General features: G+C 64.8%; 9 protein-coding genes and 2 pseudogenes. 5 read left to right on the forward strand and 6 right to left on the reverse strand.

The window, feature by feature from the left end:
• Window positions 1-2: 2 nt before the first annotated feature.
• The gene (locus tag GX444_01940; GenBank protein NLH47344.1) at window positions 3-2159 is read left to right on the forward strand and encodes a hypothetical protein; all 2157 of its coding nucleotides are present in this window, start codon (window positions 3-5) and stop codon (window positions 2157-2159) included.
• A complete protein-coding gene (locus GX444_01945) occupies window positions 2156-4123 on the forward strand; it encodes a cytochrome b/b6 domain-containing protein (protein NLH47345.1) in 1968 nt (655 codons plus the stop codon). The genes GX444_01940 and GX444_01945 overlap by 4 nt, the downstream gene beginning before the upstream one ends.
• 16 nt (window positions 4124-4139) lie before the next feature.
• Here GX444_01945 and GX444_01950 read toward each other — a convergent pair whose 3' ends face one another.
• From GX444_01950 to GX444_01970, 5 genes are all read right to left on the reverse strand, one after another.
• Window positions 4140-6257 (reverse strand): hypothetical protein, encoded by a 2118-nt coding sequence (locus GX444_01950; GenBank protein NLH47346.1) that lies wholly within the window; start codon window positions 6255-6257, stop codon window positions 4140-4142.
• Window positions 6258-6285: 28 nt separating this feature from the next.
• Window positions 6286-8235 carry an oligopeptide transporter, OPT family gene (locus GX444_01955; GenBank protein NLH47347.1) on the reverse strand — a complete coding sequence of 650 codons (1950 nt, stop codon included), beginning with the start codon at window positions 8233-8235 and terminating at the stop codon, window positions 6286-6288.
• A gap of 108 nt (window positions 8236-8343) precedes the next feature.
• Window positions 8344-9285 carry an alpha/beta hydrolase gene (locus GX444_01960; GenBank protein ID NLH47348.1) on the reverse strand — a complete coding sequence of 314 codons (942 nt, stop codon included), beginning with the start codon at window positions 9283-9285 and terminating at the stop codon, window positions 8344-8346.
• A gap of 147 nt (window positions 9286-9432) precedes the next feature.
• Window positions 9433-10374, reverse strand: coding sequence for an alpha/beta hydrolase (locus GX444_01965; GenBank protein ID NLH47349.1), 942 nt, complete (start codon window positions 10372-10374; stop codon window positions 9433-9435).
• The gene (locus GX444_01970) at window positions 10371-10634 is read right to left on the reverse strand and encodes a hypothetical protein (protein NLH47350.1); all 264 of its coding nucleotides are present in this window, start codon (window positions 10632-10634) and stop codon (window positions 10371-10373) included. Before GX444_01970 ends, GX444_01965 begins: the two co-directional genes overlap by 4 nt.
• Before the next feature lie 79 nt (window positions 10635-10713).
• On the opposite strand from GX444_01970, the gene GX444_01975 reads away from it, so the two are divergent.
• Window positions 10714-11799, forward strand: coding sequence for a hypothetical protein (locus GX444_01975; protein NLH47351.1), 1086 nt, complete (start codon window positions 10714-10716; stop codon window positions 11797-11799).
• A gap of 230 nt (window positions 11800-12029) precedes the next feature.
• Here the strand turns inward: GX444_01975 and GX444_01980 are convergent.
• Window positions 12030-12209: pseudogene (locus GX444_01980) on the reverse strand (hypothetical protein).
• Window positions 12210-13234: 1025 nt separating this feature from the next.
• On the opposite strand from GX444_01980, the gene GX444_01985 reads away from it, so the two are divergent.
• A complete protein-coding gene (locus GX444_01985) occupies window positions 13235-14131 on the forward strand; it encodes an alpha/beta hydrolase (GenBank protein ID NLH47352.1) in 897 nt (298 codons plus the stop codon).
• A 247-nt stretch (window positions 14132-14378) separates the two neighbouring features.
• Window positions 14379-14480: pseudogene (locus GX444_01990) on the forward strand (PepSY domain-containing protein).
• The last annotated feature ends 84 nt before the right edge of the window (window positions 14481-14564 follow it).

The raw sequence follows: 14564 nt of genomic DNA on the forward strand, positions 1-14564 counted from the left end.
CGGTGAAAAAAGGTTTTTTCCTGCTTCCCCTTTTGGGACTGGCGACCGGTTTGATTCTCAACGCCTTCGCCAAGGCGTTGGAATTCATGATGATCGCCAATTTCCTGCAGGTCCTGATCCTCAGCCTGGCGTTCTTTTTTCTCGCCCTGGGATTGCTGCGCGATGAAGCGAAACGGCGTCGCACGGCCGGCCTGATCGGCGTGGCGGCGGTCGCGGTCGCGGTCTTCGCGGCCAGCCAGTTCAACCGCGATTTCGCTACCATCGCCCTGGCCAGCGCGATCTATTATCCCGTGCCGCTGCCGCGCTCGGGCTTCTTCAACCAGTTGTCGCTGGTCGTCTTTTTATTCGGCGTGCCTTGGCTGATGCGATCGGCGGGCCGGGCCTTCGCCGACCGGCTCGAACAAGCCGATCCGGCGCAGCCGCTGCACCTCGGTTTGTTCCTTGCCGGCTTCGCCGCCGGTTTCACCCTGGTGTACACCGTCGGCTTCTTCGGCCCCTTCGGCTGGCTGTTGACCGGCCTGGCATTGCTGTTGTTGGTGGCCGTGCCCTGGCCGGTCGCCGTCGCCGCCCTCGCGGCGCTCGGCGCGGTGCTCGGCGCCTACCAACTTTATCCCCAGCACAGCTTTTTCGCCTTCGGCATCACCGAATACCGCTACCTCGGCAAGGATTTCGGCCGCGACATCAAGCTGGACTTCATCGAATACGGCCAACCGCCCTGCCTGGGCGTGGTGATCGACAACGTCATGATGACCTGCGAATGCGTCGAGCCTTCGTGGATCCCCAAGGAATGGGATTTCATCGTCCGGGCGATTCTCTACCCCGAGCGCTTCGTGCCGCAGCGCGATCCGCGCGATCCGCTGCCCGCGGTTCCCGACTGGTGGAAAGAGAATTTGCGCGTGCTTTCGCTGGGCCACAGCGGCACCGGCCCGACCAAATCGCTGGAAATCTACAGCGGGCCGAATCAAAACCGCGTGGTGCAATTCGACCCGGCCCTCGCGCGCGGCCTGTCGCAAACCTACCGCTCCTACACCGACCATTCGCAGTATTCGAAGGAATCGATCAACGAACTGGCGAGCGGCGATTTTCGTACCGAGCTGCGGCAGGCGGCGCTCGCCGGCGGCGGCTACGATTGGGTGTTTTACAGCGGCATCGGCACCAAGACCTACCAACTGCCGCGCAGCTATCTCTACACCGAACACTATCTGCTGACGAAGGAAGGCGCGGCGTTGCTCTTCGATCGGGTGCTGAAGCCGGACGGCGTCTTCTTCCTCGATTGGGGCTCCTCGGACACTCAGGAATCGCGGTATTTCGTCGCCTCCTTCCCGAAAACCGTGACGATCGCCGCGTTCTGGACGACGGAATCCGAATACCCGTTCTCCGGCAATCCGCTGCTGTATGTGGTGGCCTCGAAGGATGCCGCCAAGATCGCCGCCGTCAAAGAACGGATGAAACAGCTCAGCGGCATTTATGAGGTGGATTTCAGCGAAAACCTGCCCTTCTATCGAACCACCGACAACCGGCCCTTCCTTCAGCCCGACCTGCACTGGGTGTTCACCCTGTGCCATCTTTTGCTGTTGCCGCTGGTCTATTTCTGCGTCCGGCTATTCCGGCGCCGGCTGGCGCTGACCGCGGGCCCCGCCGCCTGGAAAGCCGGGTGGTTATTCGTGCTGATCGGACTGGCTGCCGGCATGGGCGAGACAATCTTCGCCTCGTTCAATCCCTTCGTCCGCGGCCCGTTCGGCCTGACTTCGTGGTCGGTTCAACACCTGGCTTTTCTGCTGGCGACGGCGATCGGTTTTCTGGCCGTGGCGGCGATCCGCTCGCCGCGCCGCTTGCCGACGCGCCTCGCCCCCGTCTTGATCGTCGCCGCCCTGGCGTTGCTGTTTGTCCTGTCTGAACGGAATGCGGTTTTTCTGACCGCGCCGCTCGCCGGCCTCGGTTTCGGTTTCCTGCTGGCGGGTCAAATCCGGTCGTACCAGGGCGATGAGCTGATCTACGCCATCGCCTGCTATTGTCTCGGTCTGGCGCTGGCCCTGTGGTTTCTGGAAATCCCGTTCTACTTCGGCGGCTACCGGGTCGTCGCGGGGCTGACCGGCGCCCTGGCGCTGGCCGTGGGTTGGTGGGGGCGGCGGCTGAACACCTGGGTGAAACCGGCATGAAAAAGATCAACCTCTCGCTGACGCTGGCGATCCTTTCCGGGTACTGGGTGCTGGTCACCGAAACCTGGTCGCCGCTGTACCGGTGCAACCTCTTGTTTCACCCGCTGATCGGCGTCGCGGTGACCCTCTTCTTTTTCATCTTCCTGTGGCGCGATCGATCGCAGCAACCCGACGAACATCCCTGGCTGGGCACCGTGCTGCCCGCCGTCGTTTTGTCGGCGGTGCTGGGCGCGTTGCGCACGGCCTATCCGAACCACCTCGCCGACCTGCTGCTGCTTCTCCTCTATCCCCTGTGGGCGATCCGCGATCTTCGTTCCCGGCCGGAACGGTTCGTCCGCCGCTGCGCCCTCTTCTTCTTCGTCGCGGTCGCGGTCACCGGCCTGATTTTCGGCGGCGCCCTCGGCGGCCGGGCGGTGAAAAATTACCTGTTGCTGCACCGCGTCGCCGCCGATGCCTTCGTCGTTTTCGCCTTGCTGGCCGTCGCTTTTTCCTGGCGGCGGCAGTGGCGCGCGGGCGCGAAATTCCGGGAACTGGCCGGCGCCGTTTTCGGGCCGCGGCGGTGGGTGCCCGTGCTGCTCGCGGCGGCCGTGATCGCCGTGACGATTTACGAGGCCGCGCAAGGCCGCGCCGACCCGACCTATCGCTTTCACCTGTCGACCTTCACCGTCGAGCGCCGCGGGCCGCACGAACAGGACGTGCTGCCGGCCGGTTTCAACGAGCCGCGCCTGGCCAGCAAAACGCAAAGCTGCGGCGGCACGCCGGGCTGCCACGATTCGCTGATCGAGGACATGAAAATCTCGACGCACGGGCGCTCGATGCTCACCCCCTACATGCAGAAAAACATGGAGCTGCTGGCGGACGAGATCGGCGAGCAGAACATGATCACCTGCGGCGGCTGCCATTACCCGCGGATGATGTTCGAGCGCGACGTGTCGCTGCGGCAGTCCTACACCGAACAGAACTACTCGTGCACTTTCTGTCACCAGATCTCCGGGGCGCATCTGCTGCCGGACCGCCGCAAGTCGGAAATCTCGGTGCGCCTGCGGCTCAATCACCTGCGGATGTTCGATCACGGCGGGCGGGACGCGATCACCCCCTTCGACCGGCTGCTGGTCAACCTCAATCCCTTCGGGCACCGCCGGGTCTTCACCCGCGACCTGTACTTCACCAACGAATATTGCCAGGCCTGCCACCGGCTGCAGATCCGCGAGACGGTCGCCACGCCGCTCACCGCGCCGCTGTGCATCGACTGCCACATGCAGCCGCGCGAACTGCTCGGGTTGCCGGGCAAGGAACGCAACCACGTTTTCCCCGGCACCAACACCGCCAACCCGCATGCGTTAGGCGATCAGGCGACGGTTGAAATGATCCAAAAGTACAGCCTCGGCGACCTGCCGCTGCCGATCAAAGGCTGGGGCAGCTTCTGGGAGCCGCGCAACGCCAAGGGCAAACGGCAGATCTGGGTCCACCAGAAATTCCTGCCGCTGACCGAACCGACGCCGGGCGGCGACTTCACCTTGCGGGTCATCACGATTAACGCCAGCATCGACCACGTTTTTCCGGGCGGGCCGCTCGACCTCATCGACTGCTGGCAGCGCGTCGTCGTGAAAGATCAGGACGGCCGGGAAATCTTCCGGGTCGGCGATCTGGCCGCGGACAACCAGCTCGATCCGGCCGCGCACAAGCTCGGCGGTTACATGATGGGCGAGGACGGGCGGTTGGTCGAACGCAACCGCGTCTGGCAGATCAAGGAAAAGGTCGTGACGCGCGGCCTGCCCTTCCGCGTCAGCACCAACGACGACTACACCTTCCGGCTTCCCGAAAACACGCGGGCGATCCAGGTCGAATCGCAATGGCTTTTCCGCAAACTGAACCAGGATTTCGTCGACTGGGCCTACGACCGCTCCGGCTTCACCACGCCGGTGGTCGTTATGGCCGAGACCGCCGCGACCATCCCCTTCTAGCCGTCATCGACGGCGATCATTCCAGCCGGCATTCGGCGGTTTCGGCGAGGGTTCGCCGCACCCATTCGGCTTGACGCGGATCTTCCAGCAGGGCGAGCGCTTCGCGAAACGAACGGCAGGCCAGGTCGCGACGGTTTTGCTCGACTTGCAGCCGCCCCAACTCGACCAGCAGGCTGGCCCTGGCCTCGCCGCGAAGCCGCGCGATGCGCCCGGCGAGAAAATCCTCCGCCCAGGCCGCTCCCTTCACCGGTCGCGCCGCCGCCAGCATCCGGCCGGCGACGTCCGCCAGTTGGCCGTCGTCATACCGGCCTTGTTCGGCGCGTTCGAGCTGCCGCTCGGCCTCGTCGAATTGTCTTAACAAAACCAGATTCCGCGCCAGGCCCAGGCGCACGAGCGCTTCTTGAGTGCCGCCGGCGGCCGTCCGTTCCAGCACCCGGCGCAACAAGGCCACGGCTTCGGCCACGCGATCCGTATTCGCCAGCGCTTCGGCTTCGGCCAGATCGATGCCCGTGACCTCATCCGGCAACGTGATCGCCCGCAGCGGATCGAGCGTCGCGAACACCGCCGGCCAATCCCGTTTCGCCTGGTAAAAATAGACCTGTTCCAAAAGCAGGGAATAGCGAACCACCCGTTCGGCGGTATGGGTTTCGAGCAAGGGCGTGAGAAACCCCTCGAAAGTGCCGGCAGGCACGGCGCCGGCGGCCTCGGCCGTGGCGACGCCGTGCAACGCCCAGAGCTGCGAGCCGATCGTGCCGTGCCGCAAAACGGTCTCCCATTCGGCCAGCGCGGCGGCGGGTTGCCCGGCCTGGTAAAAATCCTCGGCCAGATGAACCCGCGCGTTGTCGTCGCGCGGCGCGGCCAACAAAAACAGTCGATGCAGGGCGGCGGTTTTGGCCGGATCGCCGGTCAGCAACCCTTGCTGGCCTTCGCTGACCATCCGCCGCACGGTCGCGCGATCCAGGCCGGGAAACGGCATCGGCCGCAGGATCCCGCCCAGATGATGACCGGACGGCTCGCCCAGCGCGGCGACCGTCGCCAGACCGGTTTGGACACCCACGAACAACAGGGTAACGGCTGCGACGAAAGACGAGGCAAGCCGCAGCCGGCGCGATTCGTCCGTCGTTCCGGCGATGCAAGCGGCCCACGCGGGCAACGCCAGGTAGGGTCCCAGCAGATACCAGCCGCGCTTGGTGTCCACCGCGGTAAAGGCCAGCAAAGGAACCAAAAAGAACGCGGCGAAGGCTGCGTCGGCGCGACGGAGTCGGCGATGCATCCCCCGCTCGATCAGGAAGGCTGTTAAAAAGACGAGCAGCAGGCCGCCGCGCAAATCCGTCGCCAGTTCGCGAAAATAAAAAAACGCGCCGAACAGCGGCTCGCCGGTCGTGTTGCGGAAGTCCGTCAGAAATTCCGCCGCCAACCCCTCGCGATGCCAGTAAGCCCATGCGCCCGCCGATAGGCAGACCGCCGACCACATCAAGGCTCGCCGCCAGCGAACCGCCGGTTCGCCCGTGAAGCACCAAACGGCGCCGGCCGGCGCGACCGCTAAAAGCAGCACGAGCTTGGTTTGCGCCAGCGTGGCCGATATCAGCACCACCGCGAACCAGGCGACCCAGTGGATTTTTCGCTCGGCCAGTAAAAAGAAAAACAACAGGGTCGCCGCGGCGGCGGTCACCGCGATTTCCAGGTTGAACGACTGGCCCGCCTTCCAGGCCACCGGCGTCGCCAGAAACGCGGCCAGCGGCAGAGTCGCCGCGAGGCGCCCCGGCGCGGCGAGCCAGCCCGCGCCGGCGAGCGCGGCGCACGCCAGCAACCAGAAAAACAGCAGCGGCGCGGCCAGGCTCCAGTAAGCGCCGCCGGCCCATAACCACGAAATCGCGCCGACGAAATAGGGCAACGGCAGATAGCGCGCCGGGTGCGCGGCGAACAATGACCACAGACGGGCCGGATGCGCGGCCAGATTCCGCGCCACCTCGGCGGTGAAATGATAATGCAGGTTGGAGTCGTACCCGACGGGAATCAGGTTGCGCCAATGCCACGTCGCCAGCACCGCGGTCGAGCCCAGACCCAACGCCAACAGAAGCAGCACCGTCAACCGACGGATCGCTTTGCCGGTCGGCGCTTCTCGCTCGGCCATCTTCGCCCGCTCCCGCGCGCCGGGACGCCTATTTTTCCGGCGTCGCCGCGCCCGCCTTGCCCTTGAGCACGACGACCGCGATCACGCCGACCAACGCCAACAACGCGATCACCGACAGCGCGCTCGCCACCGCGTCGGACACCGGCACCGCCGGCAGTTCGATTTTCAAAAAGATGAAGAACGCGATGATGATGCCCATCAGCGATTCGCCGGCGATCAGGCCCGAGCCGAAGAGGACGCCGCGGTGCTCGGCTTCCTTTTCGCGCTCCCGGCCGACGATTTTGGCGATCGCCGCCGCCGCGACACCGCCCAGTAGAATCGGCCACGACAGCGACCACGGCAGGTAAATGCCGACCGCGACCGGCATCACGTAGGTGCGGAACGAGCTGTTGCGGCGTTTGAGGATCTCGTCGCAAACAACCAGCGCCAGGCCGACGACGACGCCGAGGCCGACCATGCCCCAGGGCATCGTGTTGTCCGCGCCGAACATCGCCTTGGTGATGCTGGCGAACAGGTTGGCTTGCGGCGCCTTCAGAAAGTCGACGCCTTCCTTCACCCGGATGCCGATGCCGTAGCTGGCGTGCAGCACCGTGAGGATCGGCGCGATGATGAACGACGCCACCACCGAGCCGATGATCATGCCCCACTGCTGCGACGCGGGGGTCGCGCCGACCAGGTGGCCGGTCTTGAGGTCCTGGCTGACGTCGCCGGCCGTGCAGGCGGCGCAGCAGACCACGCCGGCCACGCCCAGCACCGCGAGGATGCCGGCGTCGCCGCGCATGCCGAACACCAAGAGCAACGCCGAGGCGAAGAGCAGCGTGCTGATCGTCATGCCCGACACCGGGTTGTTGGAGCTGCCGACCAGTCCGACGATGTAGCTCGACACCGCCACGAAGAAGAACGAGGCGATGATCATCGCCACGCCCGCCACCGAGCCGATCGACAGGCTGCCGGTCAGGAAAATGTACAGCACGAAAATCAAGACGCTGATGGCGATCAGCAAGGGCAGAATCACGCCGAGGTGGACGTCCCGGTCGGTGCGCAACCGGGCCGGGGCCTGCCCCTTGGCGCTCTGGTAGCCGGCGACGGCCCCTTGAATGCCCTTCACGATACCCTGGCGGACGCTGACGATCGACGAGAGGCCGGCGACGATCATCGCGCCGACGCCGATGAAGCGGATCTGCGTGCTCCAGGTGCCGTACATCGTATCGAGCACGCTGTCGGGCCCCGCCGGATAGCCGTTGAACAGGTAGAAGCCCGGAATCATTATCAGCCAGCCCAACGCGCCGCCGAGAAAGATCAACAGCGACACGTTGAAGCCGATGATGTAGCCCACCGCGACCAGCGCCGGCGAGATGTCGCCGCCGAAGTACACCGCGCTACGGCCCGCCCGGAACGCGCCCTCGACCGTGCCCTTGAGCAGCCGCACGCCGGCGATGAAGAACTTGAACACCATGCCCAGACCGATCGCCGAGACGACGTACCACACGCCGCTGCCGCCGCGCTCGCCGACCTCGAGCACCTCGGCGCAGGCCACGCCCTCGGGGAACTTCAGCTCCTTTTCCTCGACGATCAGCGCCCGACGCAGCGGGATCATGAACAGCACGCCCAGCACGCCGCCGAGCACCGCGATCAGCGTCGTCTCCCAATACTTGAACTCGGACCAGACCCCTGTGATGACCAGCGCCGGCACGGTGAAGATGATGCCCGCCGCGACGCTCTGCCCGGCGGAAGCGATCGTCTGCACCAGGTTGTTTTCGAGGATGGTGCCGCGCCGCAAAATGCCGCGCAGGATGCCCATCGAAATCACCGCCGCCGGAATCGACGCCGAAACCGTCATCCCGGCGTACAAGCCGAGGTAGGTGTTGGCCGCCGCCATCAGCAGCGCCAGGACCACGCCCAGGGCGACGGCCTTGGGGGTGAATTCGGGCAATGTTTTTTCCGCGGGAACGTAGGGGACGAACGGTTTGTCGGCCATGGACACCTCCGGACGAACGACCGAAAAGTAGCGGTGCGAATGTCGTTGTTATAGCACAACGCCGCGTTGCGGGCAGCCGGCGGCGCGGCGCAAAAAAGCGAACGGGGTTTATTCGGCCGGCGGCGGGGCGGCGACGGGACGCGGTTTGATTTCGCGGATGAAGCGCAGGACGGCTTCGCCGGCGATGTCGCCGGAGACATTGAGGTGGTCGAACAGGGTTTTATGCGTTCGGCCCTTGATGTCCAATACCTCGACGGGGTCGCCGGCGCGGCGCAGCGCTTCAACCAGCGCCTCGTTTTGTTCCCGCCGCACCAGGTGGTCGCCCCGGCCGCGCAGAAGCAAAAACGGCGGCATACCAGGCCGGGCGAAGACGACCGGCGAGATCGCGGCGCGGCGCGCGGGGTCCGTGCCGAACGTCTCATCGGCGATCTTCCGGTTGATGCGCGTCAGGCGGTTCGGATCGTCGCGCAGATCGAACATGCCGGCCAGGGCGATGACGCCGGCGGGCACCGACGCCGGAACGCCCAGTTCGTCGAGGTAGCGCCGGTCGGCGGTGACCAGCGCCGCCAGGTGGCCGCCCGCGCTGTGGCCCACCAGCACAATCCGCTCCGGATCGCCGCCGTATTCGTCGATGTGGCGAAACACCCAGTCGATGCCGTGCGCCACGTCCCACGGCTGTTCGGTCGGCGGCACGGCCGGCACGAGCCGATAGTCCAGCGGCACCGCCAGAACCCCGCGCGCGGCCAGCCACTCGGCATTTTGCACCAGCGGCGCTTCCTGGCGATAACCGCTGGTCCAGCCGCCGCCGTGCAGCAAAATCGCCACCGGCGCCCGCACTTGTCCCTCCGGCGCCAAAACGGCCAGCGAATTTTTTTCGAGATCGGCGCCCGCGCCGAGAAAATAGACGAGATTGTCGTGGCGCACGATTTGAAAGGTCGCCGGCGTGGCCGCGCCGGTTTGATCCAAACCGCCGTACCACCAATAGGCATAGCCGCCGGCCATCGCCGCGAGGAACAAAAGAACCGCGAGGAAAAGCAGTCGAGTTTTCACACCGGTCTCCCGGTCATCCTCAAAAACATATCGCCGAAAACCCGATTGCCTGCGAAGAATAGCAGAGAAAAGGAACCAATAACAATCCGGAGAACTGCGCGGGAATTCACCCGGCGCCCGAACGGCCGGCGCGGCGCGGGACGATGCCTATTCGGTCGTCGCGGGAAGCGGTTCGCCGCGCGGTTTGATCTCGCGGATGAACTTCAGAGACGCCTCGGCCGTCGCGTCGCCGGGTTCGGTCATCTCGTGAAAAAGCGTGACATGCCCCCGCCCGTTGACGAGCCTGACCTCCACGGAACCGCCCGCCGCGCGGACGGCCGCCGCCATTTCCTCGGCCTGATAAGCCGGCACCAGGTGATCGCCCTTGCCCCGCATAATCAGAAACGGCGGGACGCCGGGTTTGACGAACAGCACCGGCGACAATTTGGCGCGGCGCTCGGGATCGGTGCCGAACACGAACAGGACCAGGCGTCGGGCGACCGAACTCGCCGGTTCGGGACCGTCGCGCAGATCGAACGCATTGGACAAGGCGATGACGCCGGCCGGTACGCCGGTCGGCGCCCCCAGTTCATCGAGGTAGCTCCGGTCGCAAGTGACCACCGATGCCAAATGGCCGCCGGCGCTGTGGCCGAGCAACACGATCCGCGCCGGATCGCCGCCGTACTCGTCGACATGCCGGTAGATCCAGTTGATGCCGTGCGCCACGTCCCACGGCTGTTCGGTGGGCGGCACGTTGGGCACCAGCCGGTATCCCAGCGTGACGGCCAGCACGCCGCGTTGGGCCAACCACTCGGCGATGCCTTCGATCGCCGTGATCCGGCGATGCCCGCCGGTCCAGGCGCCGCCGTGCAGCAGGATCGCCACCGGCGCGCGAACCTGATTTTCCGGGGCGAATATTTTCAGGCTGTTGCGCTCGGGATCGGCTCCCGCGCCGTTGAAATAAACCAGGTTGTCGTGGTGCACGACACGGCAGGTCGCCGGGGTGGCCGGCACCGTCTCGGCAAACCCGCCAACCCAATCATAAATAAAACCGGCGGTTCCCAGGAGCAGCACCAGCAGCACGATCAGGACGATGTATCGTTTTTTCAAAGCGGCCGCTCCGGGTGATCGGAATTTTCCGGCGGTTTGGCGGGATTATTCGGCGATTCGCCCGGTTTGGTTTCCTCGATGTCGATGATTTTGACCCAATTGGCCGGTCGCTTGACGTCCTGAACCTTCCGGTCGACGTCGCGGTAAACGCGGTAGGCCTGACCGGCCTTCCGCGCCGCGGCGGGCAGCCGGCCGGCGGCGAACAGCACCAGAATCAGAATGGCGATAATCAGGATTTCGCCGGCGCCCAAACCGAACATGCTTTCCTCCACGGGTCGGCCGGATCATAGCACGTTTGCCCATTGGCGACAGCCCGGCGAGCCGCTATCATGACCCGCCGTGAAACACTTTTTCGCCGTCTGCCTGTCCTTGCTTTGCTGGTTGACCGTCGCCGCCGCCCAGGAACCCGCGGTCTGGCGCGACGACGGCGACCCGCGCTCGCTGCTGCTGGCGCTGGACCGACAGGAAAAATATCTCAATCACCTCCCGCAGACCTCGCTCAAACTGGGCGAACGGCGGGTGACGAAGGCGCACGCGCTGGCCACGGTGCGCGAACTGCGCCGGCTGGTGCTCGCCAAATTCGGCCAACCGGATTTCGGCGCGGAACTGGCCCGGCGTTTTGAAATCGTCGTCGTCAGCCGTCAGGCGCTCTTCACCGCCTACCACTCACCCGTGCTGCGCGTCAGCGAACGGCGCACCGACGCCTACCCGGTGCCGATTCTGGGCCTGCCGCGCGATCTGACGACCAGCCAGGGCAAGGTCTACCGGCGCGTCGGCGAGCGGCTGGTTCCGGCGCCGACCCGGGCACAGATCATGGACGGCGCCTACGATGCGGCCCAACTGGCGGTCGCCTGGACGAACGATCCCGTCGACTACTATTACACGCAGATCCAAGGCGGCGCGGTGCTGGTCTATCCCGACGGCCGCCGCCGCTCGCTGCTGTTCGCCGGCCACAACGGCTACAATTACGTCTCCATGGAAGCGTCCGCGCTACGCGAGATACCCGAGGCCGAGCGCCCCGGCGGCTACCTGGGCCTGCGCGATTATTTCCGGCGCCGGCCGGCGGCCGCCGACCACTATTTCCGCCTCAATCCGCGCTTCATCTTCTTCCGCGTCGGCGACGAACCGCCGGCGGGCATGGCGCGCCTGCCCCTCACCCCGAAGCGGTCCATCGCCACCGACAAACGCTATTACAGCGCCGGGTTGATGGCACTGATTTCGTTTCCCGAACCGGCCCGCCAGCCCGACGGCACGCCCGAGCAGCGGCCGGTGCAGTATCTCGTCGCCGACGCCGACACCGGTGCGGCCATCACCGGTCCGGATCGCGTGGATTTCTACTTCGGCGAAGGTTCCGCCACCGAGTTGTTCGCCACGGGGTTGAAAAACCAGGGCACGCTGGCCTACGTGTTGCTCCGTCAGCAATAAATCCGCCCTTCGATTGACTCCGACCGGCCGGTATACCAAAATAATCGGTCAGGGAGGTTCGCATGAAAACTTCTCACGTCAAACTGTCGATTGCCTTGCTGTTGTGCCTCGCCTTTCTGTCGCCGCTGGCCGGTTGCAGCAACTCCGGCGACGAGGAAACGGCTTCGCGCCTTCCCGCCGACGACGATGACGACAACGGGTCCCTCTCGGACGATGACGACAACGACGACAATGACGACAACGACGACAACGACACCGTCGATGACGACGACGACAACGACACGTCCGACGATGACGACGACGACAACGACGACAACGACGACAACGATGACAACGACGACAACGACGACGACACGGCGCCGGTGCCGCCGGCGATGATCGTCGACGAGGACGCCAAGGGGTACACCGATCTGGCTCTCGACTCGCTGTTGCGGCCGCACGTCGCCTACTTCGCCAACAAGTTGAAACACGCTTTCTGGTCCGGCACCGCCTGGACGCTGGAGACCGTCGACAACTCCAGCCTGAAAACCGGCTATTACGCCGCCATCACCATGGATGAAACCGGCGAACAACCCGCCATCGCCTACCAGGACGGAACGGCGGAAACCTTGAAGTTCGCCGAAATCACCGCCAAGGGCTGGTCGCTGGCCACGGTGGACAGCGGCGCGGCGGTAGGCGAATGGTGCGATGTGGCGATCTGCGACGACGGCGCGGTGTACATCAGCTATCACGACGCCGACAACGGCGATTTGAAGGTCGCCTATCGCGCGACGGACACCTGGAGCATCGAGGTGGTCGAGGACGGCGAGGACACCGGGCTGTACACCTCGCTTGCCGTCGATGCGACGTGCGGGGTGTCGTTGAGTTATTACGATGCCGTCGCGGCCAGCCTCAAGGTGGCTTCGGGCGGTTTCGGCGATTGGAACATCGAAACGGTGGACGAGCCCCTGGTGGTCGGCGACGATCGCGGGCGGTGGACTTCACTGGCGCTCGACGGTTCGGGCGGCCAGCACGTCGCCTATCAGGACGCGGCCCTGCTGGATTTGAAATACGCGGCGAACACCGGCAGCGGTTGGACGCTGACCACGGTGGACGGGGTGGGCAACAAAGGCGCCGACGCGTGCCTGGTGCTGGACGGGAGCGGATATCCGCAAATCGTCTACCAGGACGGCAGCAACCTGTCGCTGCTGCTTGCCGCGTGGGACGGCTCGGCCTGGAACAAGGAAACGCTGCTGGACGGCAACGATTACGCGGGCAGCTTCGGGTTCTATCTGGGCTGCGGCTGGCGTCCCTCCGGCGTCGTCGTCAGCCACTATTACCCCTTGGAGAGCGAGTTGTTGATCTATCCCGAATTCGAGTAAGCGGCCCCTTGACAGCAAGGCCTCGTCGGATTTTGGATAGAAAACGCATTTCCGCGCGGGCACAAGGAGTCTCCATGAAGCGCGCCAAGCAAGGTTGCGTGAAAAGCTTCGACGGCACCCTGATCCGGTACGAGAGCCGCGGCGAGGGCTTGCCGTTCATCCTGATCGACGGCATCGGCTGCAACGGCTACGTCTGGAAATACGTCTGGCAACACTTTCTGCCCGCCCATCGCCTGGTGCACGTGCATTATCGCGGCCACGGCACGAGCGATATGCCGAAAAACACCAACAACCTGACGATCGAAAACCTGGCCGACGACATCGCCTGCGTGATGGACGACGACGAAATCGACCGCGCCGTGCTGATCGGCCACTCGATGGGCTGCCAGGTGATCCTGGAGTTCGCCCGCCGTCACCCGCAACGCTGCCAGGGCCTGGTGCCGATGTGCGGCAGCTACGGCCTGCCGCTCCGCACGTTTCACGACAACCGCATGCTCGACACGCTGTTCCCCTATCTGTACCCGCTTTTCGTGTTGACCCCCTGGGTGCCGGAAGCGGTCTGGCGGCGGCTCGTACCGACTCGGTTGGCTTACGAAATCGCCACGCATTTCGAAATCAACGGCCGGATGATCAAACACGACGATTTCATGCCGTACCTCGAGTTCATCGGCGGCATCGACCTGCGAATGTTCGCCAAGATGCTCGATTTCGCCTCGCGTCACACGACCGAGGATTTTCTGCCGCACCTGACCGTGCCCGTGCTCATCGTGGCCGGCGAAAAAGACACGTTCACCCCCGGGTGGCTGTCGGAAAAAATGCGGGAACTGATTCCCAACGCCGAATTGCTGATGGTGCCGCAAGGCAGCCACACCGCCCCGATCGAGATGCCCCAACTGGTCAACCTGCGTCTGGAACGCTGGGTGCTCGATCATTTCGGCCGGCAAGCCGAAAGCAACGCCGCCAACGGCTGACGGGGGCTCCTTCCGGATTTTCCAGCGAAAAAAATTTGCCGGTTTTCCAGCTTCGGCGAGGAAGGCCTCTTTATGCTTTCATTGACATAATAGCTTCGATTTCCCATAATACGGGCGTTTCCATGCATACGAAAACTGTTCCATTCCAATCAGGAGGTTTGTGGTGATGAATCAGAAAGGGAATTTGTGGTGGCTCTGGCTCTTGGTGGCCGTGCTGGCTTGTGGTTTCCTTGCAGCCGCCTGCGGTGACGACGACGACGATGACAACGACGACGCGGCCGACGACGACACCGCCGATGACGACGCGGCCGACGATGACGCGGCCGATGACGATGACGACAATGACGACGCGACCTGGCCGGGCGCCCAGACGGTCACCATCGTGACCCCGGACGGCGACCAGACTGTCTCGTTGACCGGTCTGCCGATGACC

The sequence above is a fragment of the Myxococcales bacterium genome, from assembly GCA_012517325.1.
In the GTDB taxonomy this organism is placed as follows: Bacteria; Lernaellota; Lernaellaia; order Lernaellales; family Lernaellaceae; genus JAAYVF01.